We start from the raw sequence: 20257 nt of genomic DNA, 5'->3' as shown, positions 1-20257 counted from the left end.
AGTTTCGCGCTTACCGGGGGAACCCCATGGAAACGTCCGCCCTTCCGTTCGCCGGCACGCCGGTCGATGCCCGCGCCGCCGCGAAGAAACGCCGGCTGATCGCGGCCGCCGCCGTCGGCAACGCGCTCGAGTTCTACGACTTCACGGTCTACAGCTTCTTCGCGATCCTGATCGGCAAGCTGTTCTTTCCGGTGCATTCGTCGTTCGGGCAGTTGATGCTCGCGGTCGCGAGCTTCGGCGTCGGCTTCGTCACGCGACCGCTCGGCGGGCTCGTGATCGGCATGTACGCCGACCGCGTCGGCCGCAAGAAGGCGATGATCCTCACGCTGCTGCTGATGGCGCTCGGCACCGCGACGATCGCGGTCGCGCCGACCTTCGCGCAGGTCGGCCTCGCCGCGCCGCTGCTGCTCGTGCTCGCGCGCCTGCTGCAGGGGTTCGCGTCGGGCGGCGAAGTCGGCGCGTCGACGACGCTGCTGCTCGAACAGGCGCCGCAGCACCGCCGCGGCTTCTACGCATCGTTCCAGTTCTCGAGCCAGGGGCTCGCCGCGCTCGCGGGTGCGCTCACCGGCGTCGCGTTGACGTCGACGCTGAATGCCGCGCAGCTCGAAAGCTGGGGCTGGCGCGTACCGTTCATCATCGGCACGCTGTTCGTGCCGCTCGGCTACTGGCTGCGCCGCACCGTCGAGGAAGTGCCGGCCGCTACGCCTGCCGCCGCGCACGACGAGCCGGTCGCGTCGCTGCCGCTCGCCGACGTGCTGCGCCATCACGGCAAGGCCGTGTTCGCAGGGCTCGGCGTGACGATCGGCGGCACGTCGATCCACTACATCATCGTGTTCTACATGGCGATCTACGGCGTGCAGGTGCTGCACCTGCCGACCTGGCTGTCGATGACGGCCGGCTGCGTCGCCGGTGCAATCCTGATGCTCGTGACGCCGATCGGCGGCCACCTGTCCGACGTCTACGGGCGCAACCGGATCGTCTGGTGGACACGCATCGTGCTGATGGCCGCGGTGTACCCGGCGTTCATCGCGCTGAACCGCTGGCCGGGCGCCGCGTCGCTGCTGTCGATCATCGCCGCGCTGTCGATCGTGCATGCGATCAACATCGGCGCGACCGGAGCGATGCTCGGCGAACTGTTCCCGCGTGCGGTGCGCGCGACCGGCGGCGCGCTCGTGTACAGCGTCGGCGTCGCGATCTTCGGCGGCTTCGCGCAGTTCTTCGTCACGTGGCTGATCGCGGCGACAGGCAATCCGAACGCGCCCGCGTGGTATGCGATCGGGTGCGGCGTGCTGACGCTGCTCGCCATTCGCTGCATGGACGAGAAGGCCGGGAAGTCGCTCGATTGAGCGGCGTTCGATGCGCGGCACGCGATTGACGTGGTGCGCACGCATCGGGCATGATCGATCCATGCGCCACGCCACGACCACTCATTCGATCACCACGCGCACGACCGCCTTCGGCGGACTCGTGCGGCGAGTGCGCGCAAGGTCGTAGCGCACCGATTCCTCACAGGCCCCGCCGGTTCCGGACGGGGTCTTGTCGTTTCTCCGTCCGTATCGGTCACTCAGGAGAAACGCGATGTCCGAAGTCCCTTCCCCGAAACGCGCGCTGCTCGTCGTCGACATGCAGGTCGGGCTGTTTCATGGTCCCGATCGTCCGCATGACGGCGCACGCGTGCTCGCCAACATCAACCGGCTGATCGGCCGCGCGCACGAAGGCGGTGCGCCGGTGTTCGCCGTGCGTCACACCGGGCCCGCCGGCTCGCCGATCGCGCCCGATTCGCCGCTCGCCGCGCTGCTGCCGGAACTCGCGATTGATCCCGCGCGCGACATCGTGTTCGACAAGACGCGGTCGAACTGCTTCGCCGGCACGCAACTCGCCGAATGGCTGTGCGCCGCTGGCATCGGCGAACTCGTCGTCGCGGGCATGAAGACGCAGTACTGCGTCGATACGACCTGCCGCGCCACCGCCGATCTCGGCTTTCGCGCCGTGCTCGTAACCGACGCGCACACCTGCATGGACACGCCGGCTCTGTCGGCCGAGCGGATCGTCGCGCATCACAATGCAACGCTCGACGGCCCGTTCGCGACGCTGACGACGACCGATACCTGCGTGTTCTGACCGATATCGACCACACGCCGTAAACGCAACAACGCACGGGCGGTCACCGCCCGTGCGTTGGGTGCAAGTCGCGTAGTCGCCCCGCTCAGAACGTATGCATCATCCCCACATACGCACCCGTCTGCGACTCGCCCGTCAGCGGGCTCGTACCCGACGTCGCGTCGCGCGGCGTCGCGAGCAGCGAGAAGTTCGAATTCCCGCCGTTACGCGCATACGCGACCGTGCCGTACAGGAACGTGCGCTTCGACAGGTTGTACGTAGTACCGAGCACATACATGATCGCGTGGCCCGACGGATCGTGCGACGCATCGCCGCCGCCGTCGCCGACCTTCACGTAATACCCGCCGCCCGTCACCGCCCACTGCGGCGTCGCGGTGTAGGTCGCGCCGAGCCAGTAGTGATCCGCGCGATCGGCGACGCCGGCCGGGCTGTCCGGCGCCTGGTAGTGCGTATACGCACCCTGGATCTTGAACTTCGACACCTTCACGTTCGCGCCGACGAAATACTCGCGCGACGCGGTGAAGATGTTGCTGAACTTGCCGTTGTTGTCGCGCAGTTCGTCGTAGATGCCGCGCACGTCGAGCACCGGCGAGTGGTACGAGATCATGATCCCGTCCGAGCGGCCGAAATCGTCGGCCGCGCCGTAGTTGAAGCCGCGCGACTGGTTGCCGAACGCGTATTGCGCCTGCACGTCGAAGCCGCCGATCACCGGGCTGTGATATTCGATGTTGTTGCTGCTCTGCTGCCAGTTGCGGCCGCGCACGAGCGATGCGGACGAAAACGCCTGCTGCACGAACGGATCGAATTCCCACACGCCGTCGCTGTCGATGAACAGGTTGCGGCCGGCCTGCAGCTGGCCCCACGTATTGCTCTTCAGGCCGACATACGCGCGCCGCGACCACATGCGCCCGCCGCCGGTCTGGCCGTTCATCACCTGGAACGCAGTTTCGAGGTTGAAGACCGTCGACAGCCCGCCCCCCAGATCCTCGATGCCCTTCAGGCCGAACATGCTGGTGCCCCAGTCGCCGCTTTCCGCGCTCCAGCGCGACTTGCTGCCGTTCGGCGTCGCGATGTGATTCAGGTATTCGACGCCGCCGTCGACACGGCCATACAACGTCACGCTCGTTTGTGCGAAAGCGGCCGCCGGCGTGGCGGCCGCAATCAGCCATGCGAAATGTTTGAGTCGCAAAATGTTGCCCCCTCGGAGTCTCGACCTTCCAGCGCGCGCCCCATGCGCGCGCCCCGGGTCTGTTTATCCGCGATCGATCGAAAAACGCCCGGGGCCCGCTGCGCAGAGCGCGAGCAGGCCGCCCGAGATCGCGATGTTCTTGTAGAAATGAATCATGTTGTTGATCTGCTCGCCGCCCGTCATCGTCCAGTAGTGGTGGCCGATGATGCCGGTGCCGATCGTATACAGCGCAAGCAGCAGCGCGAGCGGGCGCGTCTGGAAGCCGACGAGGATCGCGATCCCGGCGAACAGTTCCATCGCGACGGAGATCGCGGCGGAAACGATCGGCGCGGGCGCGCCTTCCGAGCCCATGAACGCGATGGTACCGGGGAAGTCGATGATCTTCTTCCAGCCAAACATCACGAACAGGATCACGAGCAGGATGCGGGCAAGCAGCAGCAGCACATCGCGTTGGGACGCGAGAAACGGTTGATTCGGTGTCATGGTGTCGATCAACGAAAACGATGCGCGGCTGGCGCACCGGATTGCCAGTGAACCGGGACGGACAGCCGCCTGCGCTGCCCGCCCCGCCCTGCAACAACCGGCATCGGGGTCCGCCCGATGTGCTGTGCTCCTCCTCTGGTTCGATGCCGCTCTTCTTCGATGTTGCCCTGCAGCTTCGTCGCGCGTCGCGTCAACGCAGCTTCGCGACGTCCTGCTCGGTCACCTTCGCGGCCGGATTGCCGAACTGCCCGGTCAGGTAGTTCGTCAGCGCGGCGACCTGCGCATCCGACAGCTCGTGACGGAACGCCGGCATTCCAACGTCCTCGCTGCCGGCCTTGCGCTGCACGCCGTTCAGGATCACCTGCACGAGGTTGGTCGGATTCGGCGCGCCGACCGTCGAGTTGTGGAACAGCGGCGGGTAATAACCGTCCGGCGTGCCCTTGCCCTGCATCTGGTGGCAGGTCGCGCAGTTGCCGAGATACAGCCGCGCCGGATCGATGCCCGACGACGCGAGCGCGACGCCGCGCAGCTTCTGGCCGTCCTCGGCCGGCTTGCCCCACGACGAACGCGACTGCTTCGCGTCGCCGCTGGCGACGGCCGGCACCGTGCGGATGTACGTCGAGATCGCGCCGATGTCGGATTCCGTCATCTTCGAGAAGCTGTGCTCGATCGCCTCGGCCATCGGGCCGGCCGCCTGCGCGACGCCCGGCACGCTGCCGGTGCGCAGGTACTGGACGAGCTGCTGCTGCGTCCAGCCGCCGATCCCCGCGTTCGGGTCGGACGTGATGTTGTAGCCGTCCCAGCCCGCGAGCACCGAGCCCGACAGGAAGCTGCCGCCCGTCTCGTCGAGCGACTTCTCCTGCATCGCGATGCCGCGCGGCGTGTGGCACGTGCTGCAGTGCGCGAGGCCCTGCACGAGGTACGCGCCGCGGTTCCACTCGGCGCTCTGCGCCGGCTTCGGCTGGTACACGCCGTCCGTCAGGAACAGCCAGTTCCAGATCTTCAGCGGCCAGCGCATGCTCAGCAGCGCGGGGATCTCGTTCTTCGGCGGCGCCTGCTTGACCGGTTCGACGCCATGCATGAAGTACGCGTACAGCGCCTGCACGTCGTCGTCGTTGATCTTCGCGTACGACACGTACGGCATCGCCGGGTACAGGTTGTCGCCGTTCTTCGAGACGCCGTGGCGCACCGCGCGCTCGAAATCGTCGAACGTCCAGTTGCCGATGCCCGTCTCGGGATCGGGCGTGATGTTGCTCGTGTAGATCTTGCCGAGCAGCGGCACCGGCATGCCGAGGCCGCCCGCGAACGGCTTGCCGCCCTTCGCGGTGTGGCACGCCATGCAGTCGCCCGCGACTGCGAGGTATTCGCCGCGCTTGACCTGCGCCGGATCGGCGGCGTCGGCCGCGCGCGCGAGGCCCGGCAGCGCGAGGCAGCCGGCGAGGAGGAAGGTGAGAGTAGATTTCCGCACGGTCAGACTTCCTTCTTCAGCGTGTCCGACATCCGCAGCGCGAGCGCCGCGATCGTCAGTGTCACGTTCACCGTACCGACGGTCGGCATCGTCGAGCTGCTCGAGATGAACAGGTTCGGATGGTCGAACGTGCGGCAGTCCTTGTCGACGACCGAGTCGCGTGCATCCGCGCCCATGATCGTCGCGCCCGTGATGTGGTTGTTCGGCGCGAACTCGTCGTTGAAGACGACTTCGGTGCCGCCCAGCACCTTCGCGGCCGTCGCATAGACCTCGCGCGTGTGCACGGCGCCGCGCTTCACGTAGTCGTCGATCGCGTACGTGATCTCGGGGCGCGGGATGCCGATTGCGTCGGAGGCCGTCTTGCTCGGCACGATGCGGTTCTCGGGCTGCGGCAGGATTTCATGGAAGCAGTCGAACTGCACGTAGCGCGCGGAACGGTCGCGGATCTGCGCGTCGAGCTCCGCGGGCTTCATCAGCTTGCCGCCCTTGAAGATTTTCTGCGTCTCCTGGTTGATGCGCGACATGTTCGACAGGTGGATCTTCTTCGCGGCTTCGGTCGCGCGGAACGGGCCGTCGCGGAAACCGATCAGCGACGTCATCTCCTGCGGGCCGCGGCCCGGCCACAGCTTCTCGTTCGCGTAGAACGACACGCCGGTGCCCGGATGGTCCATCAGGTTGCGGCCGACCATGTCGGAGCTGTTCGCGACGCCGTTCGGGAAATCGCGGTTCGCCGACATCAGCAGGATCTTCGGCGTCTCGATGCCGTTCGCGGCCACCACGAAGTACTTGCCTTCGACGCGATGGTCGGCGCCCGACTTGTCCTTGTAGACCGCGGCGGTAATGCGCTTGTTCGGCCCGGTCTCGAGCTTGTAGACGACCGCGTTCTCGATCAGCTTCGCGCCGGCCTGCTCGGCCTTCTCGACGTGCACGATCCCGTTGTACATCGCGCCGATCGGGCAGATCGGCATGCAATTGTTGTTCCCGCAACAGGTTGGCCGGCCGTCGTACGGGCGGCTGTTGCGCGCGACCGGCTCGGTCACCACGTGGAACTTAGGGTCATAGCCGTTGAGCGCGCGCTTGATCGTCTGCTCGTTGAACGACAACGGCAGCGGCGGCATCGGGTAAGGCTCCTTGCGCGGCGAGTACAGGTCTTCCTCGGGGCCCGGGCCCCACACGCCGAGCTCTTCCTCGGCGCGCTGATAGTAGTGTTCGAGGTCGTCGTACTGGATCGGCCAGTCGCGGCCGACGCCGTACACGGTCTTCATCTTGAAGTCGTTCGGGATGAAGCGCCACGCCGACGCGGCCCAGTGCCACGTCGTGCCGCCCACCGCGCGGATGTACTGCGAGTTGAACTTGTGCTCGCCCTTCAGGACCAGGTAGTCGTTCGGCGGGCCGTATTCCGGATGCGGCGCCCACGGGCTCGACGGGTACGGCGCCATGAAATCGGTCTTGTCGGGCTGGTTGCGAAAGCGCTCGACGATTTCCCAGCGCGGCATGCGCGGGCCGGCTTCCAGCAGGATCACCGACTTGCCCGCCAGCGCGAGCTGGTGCGCCACGATCGCGCCTGCGACACCCGACCCGACGACGACGACGTCGGCCTTTTGCGTATCGGTATCGGCCATCAGGCTTGCCTCTCGATCGGTTTTTCGGCCCAGAAGCCGGGTTTGTTGGGGCAATACGAAGGGATCACGAGCGTATCGGATACGACACCGAACATTAATGCCTCTTCGTAGGTAATCACGACGTTGTCGACGATGCCGAGATACCACGCTTCGAGAATCTTCAGCGCGAGCGCTTCCTGATCGGGATTCAGCGAACCGGACGCGAGTGCGCCGGCGAGTTGCGGCAGGCCGTCGGCCGTCTTGAACGAGCCCTTCTGCAATGCCTGCAGGAAGCGCTGGCCGAGCACGCGGCTCAGCCCCTTCTTGCCGGTCAATGCTTCGGAGAGCGTCATGAACGTATCGAGCGGCGCAGTGCCGGGATCATCGGCCAGGGCCCGCAACGCCAGCGAGCCCGTGAGGCCCGCCGCCGTCAGCGCCAGTGCGCCCTGCAGCCATTGACGCCGCGTGATGCCGGTTGCGGCTGCGTCGCCATCGCGACGCGAGTGGGGGGTGTTGTCGTTGTGCATGTTTCCTTCTCTCGAACACCGGATTCGGGAAAACCACGCTTGATATTTCTCAAACATTGGCGCGGACCTGAAATGTACGCGCACAAATCGGATCGAACAATCTTTTTATAGTCCATTAAATGTTCCGCAATCCGCGACAATCGACATTTCGCTGCATTTTTGTGTCGTCGGCGCGACAAATATGCGGCGGATGCACCGATGTCGCATGGCGACGACACACTGCGGCTGCGCGCGACGATGCGTGCGCATGACCGTCGGTTAGAATCGCGTGCAATCAAACAGAAAGCTTCCCTCCGAGGGCAATCGAGCGATGAAGCAGCACGATAAACACAACAAAGCGAAACGAACCAACCACACCACCCGGCTGCTCTGGCGCATCGGCGCCGTCGCGGCGCTCGGCGGGGCCGCGGCCCTGTCGCTGCATGCGCTCGCGGCGCGCACGGTGAGCGTATCGCCGCAGGGCACCGTCACCGAAGTCCGGCAGACCGTCGTCAAGTTCGACGAACCGATGGTCGCGTTCGGCTCGGCATCCGCGCCGAATCCCGCGCGCGTGACCTGCAACGATTCGACTGCCGCACGCGGCCAGGGTCACTGGCTCGACGACAAGACTTGGGTTTACGATTTCGAAAACGACCTGCCGCCCGGCGTGCGCTGCTCGGTCGCGCTCAACGACACGCTGCGCTCGGTCGCCGGCAATGCGGCCAGCGGCCCGCGCCGCTTCGCGTTCCAGACGGGCGGCCCGTTCCCGGTGAACGTGCGCCCCGGCTCGCGCGAGATCGAGGAACGGCAGGTCTTCGTGCTGAAGCTGAACGGCCCGGCCGAACCGCGCTCGGCGCTCGCGAACATCTGGTGCGAAGCAGCCGGCATCGGCAACCGCATTCCCGTCACGGCCGCCGACGACGACACGCGCACCGCGCTGCTCGACCACTTCGGGCTGAAGAAGGATGCCGCGCGCGTATTGACGCTGTCGTGCTCGCAGGCGTTGCCGGCAAGCGCGAAGATGCAGCTCGTATACGGCAAGGGCGTCGCGAGCCCGAGCGGCATCGCGAACGAAACCGAACGGCGCTTCGATTTCACCGTGCGCGCACCGTTCGCCGCGAGCTTCTCGTGCGAACGCGAGAACGCGAAGGCGCCGTGCACGCCGCTGCGCCCGCTTACGCTGTCGTTCAACGCGCCGATCTCGCGCAAGAACGCCGAGGCGATCAAGCTGCGCGGCCCCGACGGTTCGCTGTCGCCGACCTTCGCGGCCGACGACCGCAGCGAGGAAGTGACGACCGTCACGTTCAACCCGCCGCTGCCCGCGCAGGCCGGCCTGACGATCGAACTGCCGTCGGGCCTGCGCGACGTGACCGACCGCTCGCTGTCCAACGCCGACCTGTTCCCGCTGGCGACGCGCACCGCGCCGATGCCGCCGCTCGCGAAATTCTCGTCGGGCACCTTCGGGATCGTCGAGCGCTTCGCCGAACCCGATACGCCCGCGCTCGTGCCCGTCACGCTGCGCAACGTCGAGGCCGACCTGCATATCGCGGGCCTCAACGCGGGCGGCGCGCAATTCGCGAACCTGAAGGTCGAGAACGACACCGCGATCCGCCAGTGGATGCGCACCGTCGACCGCTTCGACAACTGGTCGATGACGGCCGGCTCGATCGAAAGCCAGATTCCCGGCCTGCTGGCGCGCAAGGGCCAGCACCCCGTCTACGTGCCGCTCGCGGCCGGCGAAAAGCAGCCCGCACCGAAGGACCGCCGCATCGACGTGCGCTCGCTGTCGCTGCTCAAGGGCGAGCCCGGCGCGCAGGCGCTGACGCTGCCGCAGGCCGACCCGAAGACGCTGCGGCCGTTCGAGATCGTCGGCGTGCCGATCGACAAGCCCGGCTTCTACGTGCTCGAACTCGCGTCGCCCGCGCTCGGCCGCTCGCTGCTTGCGAAGCCGTCGAGCATGTACGTGCGCACCACCGTGCTCGTCACGAACCTCGGCGTGCACCTGAAACAGGGCCGCGAGAACAACCTCGTGTGGGTCACGACGCTCGACAAGGGCAAGCCCGTGCCGAACGCGCAGATCCGCGTGTCGGATTGCAACGGCGACGAGATCGCGGCCGGCAAGACCGATGCGCAGGGCCTGCTGAAGATCGACCGGCCGTTCGAGGCGAAGCACGAATGCAGCTCTTCCGAGCGCTTCGACGACTACTTCGTGTCGGCGCGCGTCGACGATCCGAAGACGGGCCCCGACATGGCGTTCGTCAGCTCGGGCTGGAACCGCGGGATCGAATCGTGGCGCTTCAACGTGCCGACCGACACAGACAGCGCGCCGACCGTGCGCGCGCATACGGTGTTCGACCGCACGCTGCTGCGCACGGGCGAAACCGTGTCGATGAAGCATTTCATCCGAACCGAAACGCTGCAGAGCCTCGCGTTCCCGTCGCAATACCCGACGCGCGTGACGATCCGCCATCTCGGCACGGGCCAGACGTACAAGCTGCCGCTCACGTGGGCCGCCGACCACAGCGCGGACACGCAGTTCACGCTGCCGCCCGCCGCGAAGCTCGGCGAATACGGCGTCGAGCTCGAAGGCGGCCCGGAAGACGCGCCGACCGCCACCTACTACAGCGGCAGCTTCCGCGTCGAGGCGTTCCGCCTGCCGGTGCTGAAGGGATCGATCGGCGCGCGCGACGCGCAGAAGAGCCCGCTCGTCGCGGTGAAGGAAGCGCCGCTCGCGGTGCAGATCGACTATGTGTCGGGCGGCGGCGCATCGAACCTGCCGGTGCAGGTGTCGGCGCTGATGAAGTGGGCGTCGCCGCCGTTCGCGGATCGCTTCGAAGACTTCAGCTTCACGCCGTATCGCCCCGACAAGAGCGACGGCAATGCCGACGACGATTCGCAGGACGGCGACAACGCATCGGCGACGAACAACGATCCCGACGCGACGAAGCTGATCGCCGACAAGCTGCCGCTGACGCTCGACCGCAACGGCGCGGGCTCGGTCACGCTCAAGGGCCTGCCCGACGTCGACGCGCCGAAGCGCATCGCGCTCGAAGCGACGTTCGCCGACCCGAACGGCGAAGTGCAGACGATTCGCGGCGACACGATCCTGTGGCCGGCCGCGGTGGTGGCCGGCATCAAGGCCGGCCGCTGGGTGTCGGTCGGCCAGCGCGTGCCCGTGCAGGCGCTCGCGGTCGACCTGCAGGGCAAGCCGCGCGCATCGGTGCCGGTCGAGATCAAGGGCGTCGCGCGCATCACGACGTCGTCGCGCAAGCGGATGGTCGGCGGCTTCTATGCGTACGACAACAAGAGCGATACGCGCGACCTCGGCGTGCTGTGCTCGGGCAAGACCGACGACAAGGGCCGCATGGCCTGCGACGCGACGCTCGAACAGGCCGGCAACGTGCAGCTGATCGCGGTCGCGAAGGACGGCGACGGCCGCACGTCGAACGCATCGACGTCGGTGTGGGTCACGCGCGAGGACGAGCTCTGGTTCGGCGGCGACAACACCGACCGGATCGACGTGATCCCGGAGAAGACCTTGTACGAACCGGGCGAAACGGCCCGCTTCCAGGTGCGGATGCCGTTCCGCTACGCGACCGCGCTCGTCGCGGTCGAGCGCGGCGGCGTGATGGAAACGCACATCGTCGAGCTGAACGGCAAGAACCCGACCGTCGACCTGAAGGTCGGCGAATCGTGGGGGCCGAACGTCTACGTGTCGGTGCTCGCGCTGCGCGGCCGGATTCGCGAAGTGCCGTGGTACTCGTTCTTCACGTGGGGCTGGAAAGCGCCGGTCGAATGGGCGCGCGCGTTCTGGCGCGAAGGCCGCCACTATGAGGCGCCGACCGCATTCGTCGACCTGTCGAAGCCCGCGTTCCGCTATGGTCTCGGCGAGATCAAGGTCGGCACGGGCGTGCACCGTCTCGGCGTGGCCGTGACGACCGACGCGACGCGCTACACGGTGCGCAGCAAGGCGCAGGCGCACGTGAAGGTCACGCTGCCGAACGGCCAGCCCGCGCCGGCCGGCACGCAGATCGCGGTCGCGGCCGTCGACGAGGCGCTGCTCGAGCTGATGCCGAACAACAGCTGGGACCTGCTCGACGCGATGCTGCGGCGGCGCGCATACGGCGTCGAGACGGCCACCGCGCAGATGGAGATCGTCGGCCGCCGCCACTTCGGCCGCAAGGCCGTGCCGGCCGGCGGCGGCGGCGGCAGCGCGCCGACGCGCGAGCTGTTCGACACGCTGCTGCTGTGGAATCCGCGCGTGACGCTCGACGCCAACGGCAGCGCGACCGTCGAGGTGCCGCTGAACGACGCGCTCACGCGCTTCCGGATCGTCGCGATCGCGGCGGTCGGCCCCGACCGTTTCGGCACGGGCAGCACGTCGATCCGCAGCACGCAGGATCTGCAACTGATCTCCGGCCTGCCGCCGCTCGTGCGCGAAGGCGACGCGTTCCGCGCGCAGGTCACGCTGCGCAACACGACCGACCGCGCGATGCAGGTCGTCGTGACGCCGCGCGTGACGGGCCTCGACGTCGCGCCGCAAACCGTGTCGCTCGCGGCCAATACGGCGACCGAGGTCGCGTGGACGATCACCGTGCCCGAGCAGGCGCTCGACGCGGCCGGCGCGCTGAACTGGCGCATCGAAGCGGCCGAGCAAGGCGGCAAGCGCGCGTCCGACGCGCTGGCGGTCGCGCAGAAGGTCGTGCCCGCACTGCCGGTGACCGTGCAGCAGGCGACGCTCGCGCAGGTCGACGGCACGCTGACGGTGCCCGTGTCGGCACCGGCCGGCGCCGTGAGCAACGCACAAGGCGCGCCGCGCGGCGGCATCGCCGTGTCGCTGCAGTCGAAGCTTGCCGACGGCCTGCCCGGCGTGCGCCGCTGGTTCGAGCGCTATCCGTACCGCTGCCTCGAACAGCAGGCGTCGCGCGCGATCGGCCTGCGCGACCCCGCGCAGTGGCAGGCGCTGGTTGCACGCATGCCCGTCTATCTCGACAGCGACGGGCTCGCGAGCTACTTCCCGCCGCCGTCCGACAATTCGCACTACGGCAGCCCGACGCTGTCGTCGTACCTGCTCGTGCTGTCCGACGAGGCGAGCCGTGTCGACCCGCGCTTCGCGCTGCCGGAAGACCTGCGCGCGCAGCTCGAAGCCGGGCTCGCGCGCTTCGTCGACGGCCGCATCGAACGCAACGCGTGGGCGCCGCGCCAGGATCGCGACCTGCGCAAGCTCGCCGCGATCGAGGCGCTGTCGCGCTACGGCGCCGCGCAAGGCCGCATGCTCGGCTCGATCGAGATCGCGCCGAACCAGTGGCCGACGTCGGCGGTGATCGACTATCACGCGATCCTGACGCGCGTGAAGGACATCCCGCAACGCGACGAGAAACGCGCGCAGGTCGAACAGATCCTGCGCGCGCGCCTCACGTACCAGGGCACGCAGCTCGTGTTCTCGACCGCGCGCGACGACGACCTGTGGTGGCTGATGACGAGCAACGAGACCAACGCCGCGCGTCTCGCGCTCGAATTCGCCGGCGACCCGGCGTGGAAGGACGAGATGCCGCGCGTCACGGCCGGCCTGCTCGCGCTGCAGCGCCAGGGCGCATGGCAGACGACGACGTCGAACGCGCTCGGCCTGCTCGCGGTCGAGCGCTTCTCGCGCACCTACGAGAGCACGCCCGTGTCCGGCGCGACGAAGGTCGCGCTCGGCGGCAACGAACGCTCGATCTCGTGGTCGCAGGCGCCGGCTCCCGCCGACACGCCTGCGTCGGCCACCGCCGCGACCCGCGCCGCCGCCGCGCGCAGCGTGCTGATGCCGTGGCCGCGCGCATCGCAGGCGCCGGCCACGCTGTCCGTCACGCAGGAAGGCACCGGGCGCCCGTGGGCGACGGTCGAGAGCCTCGCGGCCGTGCCGCTGCGCGCGCCGTTCGCGGCCGGCTACCGGATCACGAAGACCGTCACGCCGGTGTCGCCCGCCGTCAAGGGCGTGCTGACGCGCGGCGACGTCGTGCGCGTGCATCTCGACATCGATGCGCAGAGCGACATGACGTGGGTCGTCGTCAACGATCCGATCCCGTCCGGCGCGACGATCCTCGGTTCGGGCCTCGGCCGCGATTCCGAAGCCGCGACGCAGGGCGAGAAGACGCCGGACGGCGCGTGGCCGGCCTTCATCGAGCGCGATTTCGACGGCTACCGCGCGTACTACGACTATCTGCCGAAGGGCAAATTCTCGGTCGAGTACACGGTGCGGCTGAACAACGTCGGCACGTTCGGCTTGCCGCCGACGCGCGTCGAGGCGCTGTACGCGCCGTCCGTGTACGGCCTGTGGCCGAACCCGCCGATGACCGTCAAGCCGGCCGACGCGGGCAAGCAGTGAGCACGTGATGATCGATCGGGTTTTGCCGCGGCCGGCGCGTGTCGCCGGCCGAGTATTCGTCGCCGTCGTGCTGGCCGCGCCGGTCGTCGCGCATGCGCTGCCCGGCTACGACGACGTGCGCCGCAACTGGCGCAGTTCCGACTGGGTGCTGCTCGCGCGCGACGGCACGCCACTGCAGCGCACGCGCGTCGACCTCACCGAACGGCGCGGCGACTGGGTGTCGCTCACGGACGTGTCGCCCGCGTTCCGCGACGCGATCGTCGTCTCCGAGGACAAGCGCTTCTACGAACACAGCGGCGTCGACTGGCGGGGAATCGCCGGTGCCGCGTGGGGCAACCTGTGGAACGAGCGCACGCGTGGCGCATCGACCGTGACGATGCAGCTCGCCGGGCTGCTCAGCGATTCGCCGCGCCGCTCGGGCCAGCGCTCGCTGCCGCAGAAGGCCACGCAGGCGATGAACGCGCTGCTGCTCGAACGCGGCTGGCGCAAGGACCAGATTCTCGAGGCGTACCTGAACCTGGTGCCGTTCCGCGGCGAGACGGTCGGGCTCGGCGCGCTGTCGCAGGCGCTGTTCGGCAAGGCGCCGTCGGGCCTCGACGCACGCGAAGCCGCGATCGCGGCCGCACTGGTGCGCGCGCCCAACGCGACGCCCGCGAAGGTTGCCGAGCGCGCATGCCGGATCCTGCGCGACATGCATGCCGAGCAGGCGTGCGCGTCGCTCGACGGCTACGTGCAGCTCGTCACCGCGCGCCCGGCCAACGCCGTACGTAACGACACCACGGCGGACGGCGCCGCCCTCGCCCCGCACTTCGCGCGACGCATCGCCGTCGAGGTCGGGCCGGCGGCCGGCGCGCAGGTCCGCACGACACTCGATGCGCCGTTGCAGCGCTTCGCGCGCGACACGCTGATGCGCGCGCTGACCGAACTCAACGCGCCCGCGCACCGGCGCAACGTGCAGGACGGCGCGGTCGTCGTGATCGACAATGCGACCGGCGAGATTCGCGCATGGGTCGGATCGTCGGGCGCGTTGTCGAGCGCGCGCGACGTGGACGCCGTGCTCGCGCCGCGCCAGGCCGGCTCGACGCTCAAGCCGTTCCTCTATGCGCAGGCAATCGACGAAAAGCGGCTGACCGCCGCGTCGCTGCTCGACGACGCGCCGATCAACCTCGCCGCCGGCGGCGGCCTGTACATTCCGCAGAACTACGACAAGGATTTCAAGGGCTGGGTGAGCGTGCGCAGCGCGCTCGGCGGCTCGCTGAATGTACCGGCCGTGCGCACGCTCGTGCTTGTCACGCCGCACCGCTTCGCCCGCACGCTGACCGCGCTCGGCCTGCCGCTCGCGCAGGAAGGCGACTACTACGGCTTCAGTCTCGCGCTCGGGAGTGCCGACGTCACGCTGCTGTCGCTGACCAACGCGTATCGCGCACTCGCGAACGGCGGCGTCGCGCGCAAGGTCGTCGACCTGCCCGCGCCGGCACCGGCGTCCGGCGCAACGGCGCCCGCGCATACGGACGGCGGCACGCGCGTGTTCAGCGAAGCGGCCAGCTTCGTCGTTACCGACATCCTTTCCGACAACAACGCGCGCGTACGCACGTTCGGCTTCGACAACCCGCTCGCGACGCGCTTCTTCTCGGCGGTCAAGACCGGCACGAGCAAGGACATGCGCGACAACTGGACGGTCGGCTTCACGTCGCGCTACACGGTCGGCGTGTGGGTCGGCAACGCGGATGGCTCGCCGATGTGGGACGTGTCGGGTGTCACGGGCGCATCGCCCGTGTGGTCGGCTGTCGTCGGCTACCTGCACCGCGACCTGCCGAGCCGCGCGCCGCGCGCGCCGGCCGGCGTCGAAACGCGCCGCATCGCGTTCGAGCGCGACATCGAGCCAGCACGCAACGAGTGGTTCGTCGCGGGAACGGCGGTCGACACGATCCGGCTCGCCGCACCGGTCACGCCGGGCAAGGACGGCGCGCGCGCGCCGCTGACGATCGGCGCGCCGACCGACGGCACGATCTTCGCGATCGACCCGGACATTCCGCCGAAGAATCAGCGGATCTGGTTCGAGCGCTCGGCCGGGCGCGCGGCGCAGTTCGCGTGGCGGCTCGACGACAAGGTGATCGGGCATGCCGACCGCGTCGCGTGGATGCCGTGGCCGGGCCGGCACCGGCTCGAACTCGTCGACGCGCGCGGCAACGTCGCGGATGCGATCAGCTTCGAGGTGCGCGGCGCGTTCGCGAAGACGGCCGCGCACAAGCCGTGAGCGCGTGAGCCGGCCGCTTACCGGCCGGCCGCGTTGCTGCAAGGCTCGCGCCGCTGAACGGCACGCCCGCCCCCTCGGAAACGGCGCGTTCCCTCGTCGTTTTTAGTCGTCCCGCAGCACAACCCATTGCGAAGGGAACTGAAAGGTTTCCGGCTGGACGGGCAAACGGCCAAACGGGCAAGCAACCCGCGGATCGGGAACCTAGAATATCAGCAGCGCCGTATTCCCGACGCTCACCGGTTGCCCCCTTCTCCCGGACACCCGCAACCATGAACATTCGCCATACGCACTTCACCCGCCCCGCGCTGGGCGCGCTCTGCGTCGCAGCACTCGCGACGCTTCAGGCGTGCAACGGCGACGCCTGCTTCGGCGTGGATGTCTGCTTCAACAACAACACGCAAACCGTCTCGCTGTCCGGCACGGCCGCCACCGGCAACGCGCTCGCGAGCGCGTCGGTGGCGGTCAGTTGCGCGACAGGCTCCGCGACGACGCTGACGGACGGCGGCGGCAACTACCAAGTGACGGTGAACGCCGCGCTGCCGTGCGTCATCACCGTGACGTCGGGCGGCACGAGCCTGCATTCTCTCGCCTATGCGGGCGGCACCTTCAACACGACGCCCGAGACCGAGCTGATGCTGGTCTACCTCGCGGCACAGCTCGGCACGAATACGGCCGGGCTGATCGGCAATTTCCAGGGCAATCTGCACTTCCAGCAGGTGATGGACAGCCCGAACGCCGTACAGGCCGCGCAATCGGCCGTCGTGACCAACCTGCAGCAGCGCTATGCGGTCACGCTGACGACGCCGGCGTTCCTGACCACGTCGTTCGTGGTCGGGCAACCGGGCGTCGACAGCGATCTCGGTGCGCTGGCCAAGGCTGGCGCGATCGACTCGAATGGAGTGCCGGACCAGACTGCCGTTGCGCTGCTCGCGCAGGCGGGTGCGGCGCACCCGTTGTAGCGGCCTACGCGGCTTCCCCGCTCCCGCACACGACGGTCGCGGCCTGCTGCTGCGTCAGGTACCGCAGCAGCTTCGTCACCATCCATACGACGATGAACGACAGCGCGACGAAAAACACAGCGAGCGGCGTCAGCACGTGGATCGACACGAAGCCGGCCAGCCCCATCATCGCGGACGACACGAGCAGCAGCGCGCACCCGAGGATCGCGCTCGTCAGGCCCGCGATATGCGGAAACAGCGAATTGCCCTTGGCCATCAGCGTCGGATACATCGCGCCCGCGCAGAAGCCCATCACGAGCACCGGCGTCGCGAGCGTCCATACGCGCAGGCCGACGGTCAGCGCCAGCACCAGCATCGCGACCGATGCACCCGCCATCACGCGCGCGCCGATGCGCAACCGTTGCTCGGCGCTCGGCAGCCCGCGCCCGTGAATCCGGTTCGACAGCCCGCCGAGGAAATACATCAGGCCGATGCCGAGCGCGAGATAGCCGAAGAAGGTCGGCGGCTTGTGCAGCGTGGTCTGCACCATGAACGGCCCGACGATGTTGAACACGAGCAGGATGCTGTAGCACAGCCCCTGCGCGAGGAAACAGCTCTGGAACACCGGGCTCGCCAGCACCTTGCCCGCGTTCGCCATCAGCGTGCGCGGTTCGAGATGCACCGGTTTCGGCAAGGTTTCCCGATAGCGCCACAGCAGCGCCCACATCACCAGCGAGTAGACGAGCAGGAACACGAGGCAGGCGCGCCAGCCGAACCACTCCTGAAGATGCGCGCCGATCACCGGCGCGACGATCGGCGCGAGCCCCCACGCGATCGACATGTACGTGAACGCATGCATCAGCGCCTGGCCGGAGAACGAATCGGTGATGATCGCCTTCGCGAGCAGGTTGGTGGTCGCGATCCCGAAGCCCTGCAGGCAGCGCGCCAGCACGAACGTCTCCAGGTTCTGCGCGCCGAGCGACAGCAGGCAGCCGATCGTGTAGATCACGAGCCCGAACGCAAGCACGCGCTTGCGCCCGTACGCGTCGGCGATCGGGCCGAAGATGAGCTGGCCGAGCGCGTAGGCCGCCATGTAGCCGGACACGCTCGACTGGATCGCCTGCGGCGTCGTCGCGAACGAACGCGCCATGTCGGGCAGCGCGGGCACGTAGATGTCGATCGCGAGCTGGCCAGCGGACGCGAACAGGCAGATCAGGAACAGCAGGAAGCGCGGCGAGTTCGACTCGCGCGCGGGAGTGAGCGTGGCGTTCATGAAGACCGGGAAGGATTCGGGCGACGGTGATGCTGCGTGATCCGTGCGTTCGCATTACGAACGCGCGTGCGCAGCGTGCCGGGTCGCATATTGTGCCTGTTGTTGCGGCAATCGACGCGATTCCCATGGCGCGGGCGAGGTTGAACGTCCATCGGGGCATGCCCGGACCTCGACACACTCGCCGAGCCACCCGCGCATTCGTCCGCCTCCTCCGTATTTTCCACCCATTGACACGCCTCCCCGCCTTCGCCCTATACTCCCCGCAGCGCCAAAAAATTGTTGAACAATCCAACATGCCCGTTGACGCCTGACCGGCCACCGACAAGGATTCCGGCCGGATATCCACGCCTGAAAATTTCCCCGAGAGCACCGCGTCATGTCGAACTATCCCGCTGCTTATCAGGTCACCAAGGGCTCCGTCCTGAACGTTGACCGGTCCTTTTACGCCGCGATCGCGCAACGCCAGGACGCGCGGCAACGCATCGAATCGCACGTCGTGCCGATCCGCAGCGGCTTCGCGTGGACGGTACCTGCCGGTCACGTATTCCGCATCGTCACGCTGGAAGGGCCGCAGGTCGCCGACTTCAACATGTGGAACCTGCACAATCCGCGCGAGCGCATGTGGGCATCGCGCACGCGCCAGCTGCAGGCGGCGCACGTGACGACGTTCGACCGCCTCTGGTCGACGCTGCCCTACCTGCGCCCAATGGTCACGATCACCGACGACACGCTTGCCGGCTATGGCGTCGACGGCGACGGCGGTCGCGTGCACGACCTGCTCGGCACGCGCTGCGATCCGTACGTCAACAAGTTGCTGACCGGCGAGGATTTCCATTTCCACTGCCACTCGAATCTCGTGCGTGCGGTCGCACCGTACGGGCTGACGGAATTCGACGTCCACGACGTGCTGAACGTGTTCCAGTGCACCGGCCTGAACGACGACGACAAGTACTTCATGAAGGCCTGTCCCGCGCAGGCGGGCGACTATCTCGAGTTCTTCGCCGAGATCGATCTGCTGTGCGCGATGTCCACGTGTCCGGGCGGCGACCTGTCGGTGCCGATGTGGGGCCCCGGCGCGCGCGACCCGATCGACGTGTGCCGGCCGCTCGGCGTCGACGTGTACAGGCTCGACCCGAGCCTGCTCGACGGCTGGTCGTCGCCGCCCGTCGCGCCGTACAAGGGCCTGCACGGGATGCAGCCGCCGCAGGCAGACTGGCAGCACGGCAAGACCGTGTGACAAAGCCCGTAGAATGACGCAACGCCGCCGGCCGGCCACGCCGGCGGCATACGATCAGGAGAGGAGCAAACGAACAGCATGGCAAGCGAAAAAGCGCGAGGACAATCGGTCGCCGACCGGATCAGCCATCAACTGCGCGAACACATCATCAGCGGCAAGCTGCCGCCCGGCACCGCGCTGATCGAGATGGACCTCGCGGCCGAATACGATACGTCGCGCAACTCGCTTCGCGAAGTCCTGCACCAGCTCGGCCGCGAAGGGCTCGTCACGTTCGTGCGGCACAAGGGCGTCGTCGTACGCACGCTCAATCGCCAGGACGTGCGCGATCTCTATGTCGCGCGCCGCACGCTCGAACTGCATGCGCTGAATACGGCCGAACTCGCACAGCCGGCGCTGCTCGAGAAAATGCAGGCGGCCATCCGCGCCGCCGAGCGCGAACTCGACAAGGAGAACTGGCAGGCGGTCGGCACGCACAGCCTGCGGTTTCACCAGCATATCGTCGCCCTGCAGAAGTCGGCGCTGCTCGACGAATTCTTCCGGACCATCTCGGCGCAGCTGCGCCTCGTATTCGCGTCCGATCCCGACGAAAAGCGCGTGCAGACGGCCGACTGGATCCAGCGCGAATACCGGATCTATGAACTGCTCACGCAGAACCGTCGCGGCGAAGCCGTCACCGCGCTCGCACGCTATCTCGACGATTCCGAGCGGATGCTGCTCGACGCGATCAGGCGTAGCCAGCGCGAAGCGGCCTGAGCCGGCGTCCTGCCACCCGCGTGCGTGCCGCGCAACGCGGCACGCACGAACCCGGCATCCAGCG

The 20257-nt window shown here is 68.0% G+C and carries 13 protein-coding genes; 7 read left to right on the top strand and 6 right to left on the bottom strand.

What is annotated here, in order from left to right:
• Nucleotides 1–26: 26 nt before the first annotated feature.
• Nucleotides 27–1346: an MFS transporter gene (locus JYG32_RS19130; RefSeq protein WP_213266555.1), complete on the top strand. Its 1320-nt coding sequence runs from the start codon at nt 27–29 to the stop codon at nt 1344–1346.
• Nucleotides 1347–1578: 232 nt separating this feature from the next.
• Nucleotides 1579–2121 carry a cysteine hydrolase family protein gene (locus tag JYG32_RS19125; RefSeq protein WP_213266554.1) on the top strand — a complete coding sequence of 181 codons (543 nt, stop codon included), beginning with the start codon at nt 1579–1581 and terminating at the stop codon, nt 2119–2121.
• Between the two features lie 85 nt (nt 2122–2206).
• Here JYG32_RS19125 and JYG32_RS19120 read toward each other — a convergent pair whose 3' ends face one another.
• The 5 genes from JYG32_RS19120 to JYG32_RS19100 all read right to left on the bottom strand — a co-directional run bounded on the left by JYG32_RS19120 (nt 2207) and on the right by JYG32_RS19100 (nt 7389).
• Complete coding sequence (locus JYG32_RS19120; protein WP_174382051.1) at nt 2207–3310, bottom strand: porin; 1104 nt, start codon at nt 3308–3310, stop codon at nt 2207–2209.
• Between the two features lie 63 nt (nt 3311–3373).
• Nucleotides 3374–3793, bottom strand: coding sequence for a DoxX family protein (locus JYG32_RS19115; protein ID WP_213266553.1), 420 nt, complete (start codon nt 3791–3793; stop codon nt 3374–3376).
• Between the two features lie 190 nt (nt 3794–3983).
• Nucleotides 3984–5261, bottom strand: a complete 1278-nt coding sequence (locus tag JYG32_RS19110; protein ID WP_174382049.1) for a cytochrome c — start codon at nt 5259–5261, stop codon at nt 3984–3986.
• Nucleotides 5262–5263: 2 nt separating this feature from the next.
• Complete coding sequence (locus JYG32_RS19105) at nt 5264–6883, bottom strand: GMC family oxidoreductase (protein WP_213266552.1); 1620 nt, start codon at nt 6881–6883, stop codon at nt 5264–5266.
• Nucleotides 6883–7389, bottom strand: coding sequence for a sugar dehydrogenase complex small subunit (locus JYG32_RS19100; protein WP_174382047.1), 507 nt, complete (start codon nt 7387–7389; stop codon nt 6883–6885). The genes JYG32_RS19105 and JYG32_RS19100 overlap by 1 nt, the downstream gene beginning before the upstream one ends.
• A gap of 310 nt (nt 7390–7699) precedes the next feature.
• Here JYG32_RS19100 and JYG32_RS19095 point away from each other — a divergent pair, with 310 nt between their 5' ends.
• From JYG32_RS19095 to JYG32_RS19085, 3 genes are all read left to right on the top strand, one after another.
• The gene (locus tag JYG32_RS19095) at nt 7700–13735 is read left to right on the top strand and encodes an alpha-2-macroglobulin family protein (protein ID WP_213266551.1); all 6036 of its coding nucleotides are present in this window, start codon (nt 7700–7702) and stop codon (nt 13733–13735) included.
• Nucleotides 13736–13742: 7 nt separating this feature from the next.
• Complete coding sequence (gene pbpC, locus JYG32_RS19090; RefSeq protein ID WP_213266550.1) at nt 13743–15992, top strand: penicillin-binding protein 1C; 2250 nt, start codon at nt 13743–13745, stop codon at nt 15990–15992.
• Between the two features lie 269 nt (nt 15993–16261).
• Nucleotides 16262–16951, top strand: a complete 690-nt coding sequence (locus tag JYG32_RS19085; RefSeq protein WP_213266549.1) for a hypothetical protein — start codon at nt 16262–16264, stop codon at nt 16949–16951.
• Nucleotides 16952–16955: 4 nt separating this feature from the next.
• Here the strand turns inward: JYG32_RS19085 and JYG32_RS19080 are convergent, their stop codons facing one another.
• The gene (locus JYG32_RS19080) at nt 16956–18203 is read right to left on the bottom strand and encodes a multidrug effflux MFS transporter (protein WP_213266548.1); all 1248 of its coding nucleotides are present in this window, start codon (nt 18201–18203) and stop codon (nt 16956–16958) included.
• Between the two features lie 376 nt (nt 18204–18579).
• Here JYG32_RS19080 and JYG32_RS19075 point away from each other — a divergent pair, with 376 nt between their 5' ends.
• Together JYG32_RS19075 and JYG32_RS19070 are read left to right on the top strand one after the other, a co-directional pair.
• A complete protein-coding gene (locus JYG32_RS19075) occupies nt 18580–19440 on the top strand; it encodes an urea carboxylase-associated family protein (RefSeq protein WP_174380974.1) in 861 nt (286 codons plus the stop codon).
• 78 nt (nt 19441–19518) lie between these two features.
• The gene (locus JYG32_RS19070) at nt 19519–20193 is read left to right on the top strand and encodes a GntR family transcriptional regulator (RefSeq protein WP_213266547.1); all 675 of its coding nucleotides are present in this window, start codon (nt 19519–19521) and stop codon (nt 20191–20193) included.
• Nucleotides 20194–20257 lie beyond the last annotated feature (64 nt).

The sequence above is a fragment of the Burkholderia pyrrocinia genome, from assembly GCF_018417535.1.
GTDB lineage: Bacteria > Pseudomonadota > Gammaproteobacteria > Burkholderiales > Burkholderiaceae > Burkholderia > Burkholderia pyrrocinia_E.
Note: the sequence above shows the minus strand (reverse complement) of the source record. Positions and strands in the feature narration are given on the sequence as shown.

What these genes read in the sequence shown, in the direction of transcription:
- JYG32_RS19130 (WP_213266555.1), top strand. Translation starts at nt 27, where the DNA reads ATGGAAACGTCCGCCCTTCCGTTCGCCGGCACGCCGGTCGATGCCCGC.
- JYG32_RS19125 (WP_213266554.1), top strand. Translation starts at nt 1,579, where the DNA reads ATGTCCGAAGTCCCTTCCCCGAAACGCGCGCTGCTCGTCGTCGACATG.
- JYG32_RS19115 (WP_213266553.1), bottom strand. Translation starts at nt 3,793, where the DNA reads ATGACACCGAATCAACCGTTTCTCGCGTCCCAACGCGATGTGCTGCTG.
- JYG32_RS19105 (WP_213266552.1), bottom strand. Translation starts at nt 6,883, where the DNA reads ATGGCCGATACCGATACGCAAAAGGCCGACGTCGTCGTCGTCGGGTCG.
- JYG32_RS19100 (WP_174382047.1), bottom strand. Translation starts at nt 7,389, where the DNA reads ATGCACAACGACAACACCCCCCACTCGCGTCGCGATGGCGACGCAGCC.
- JYG32_RS19095 (WP_213266551.1), top strand. Translation starts at nt 7,700, where the DNA reads ATGAAGCAGCACGATAAACACAACAAAGCGAAACGAACCAACCACACC.
- pbpC (WP_213266550.1), top strand. Translation starts at nt 13,743, where the DNA reads ATGATCGATCGGGTTTTGCCGCGGCCGGCGCGTGTCGCCGGCCGAGTA.
- JYG32_RS19085 (WP_213266549.1), top strand. Translation starts at nt 16,262, where the DNA reads ATGAACATTCGCCATACGCACTTCACCCGCCCCGCGCTGGGCGCGCTC.
- JYG32_RS19080 (WP_213266548.1), bottom strand. Translation starts at nt 18,203, where the DNA reads ATGAACGCCACGCTCACTCCCGCGCGCGAGTCGAACTCGCCGCGCTTC.
- JYG32_RS19075 (WP_174380974.1), top strand. Translation starts at nt 18,580, where the DNA reads ATGTCGAACTATCCCGCTGCTTATCAGGTCACCAAGGGCTCCGTCCTG.
- JYG32_RS19070 (WP_213266547.1), top strand. Translation starts at nt 19,519, where the DNA reads ATGGCAAGCGAAAAAGCGCGAGGACAATCGGTCGCCGACCGGATCAGC.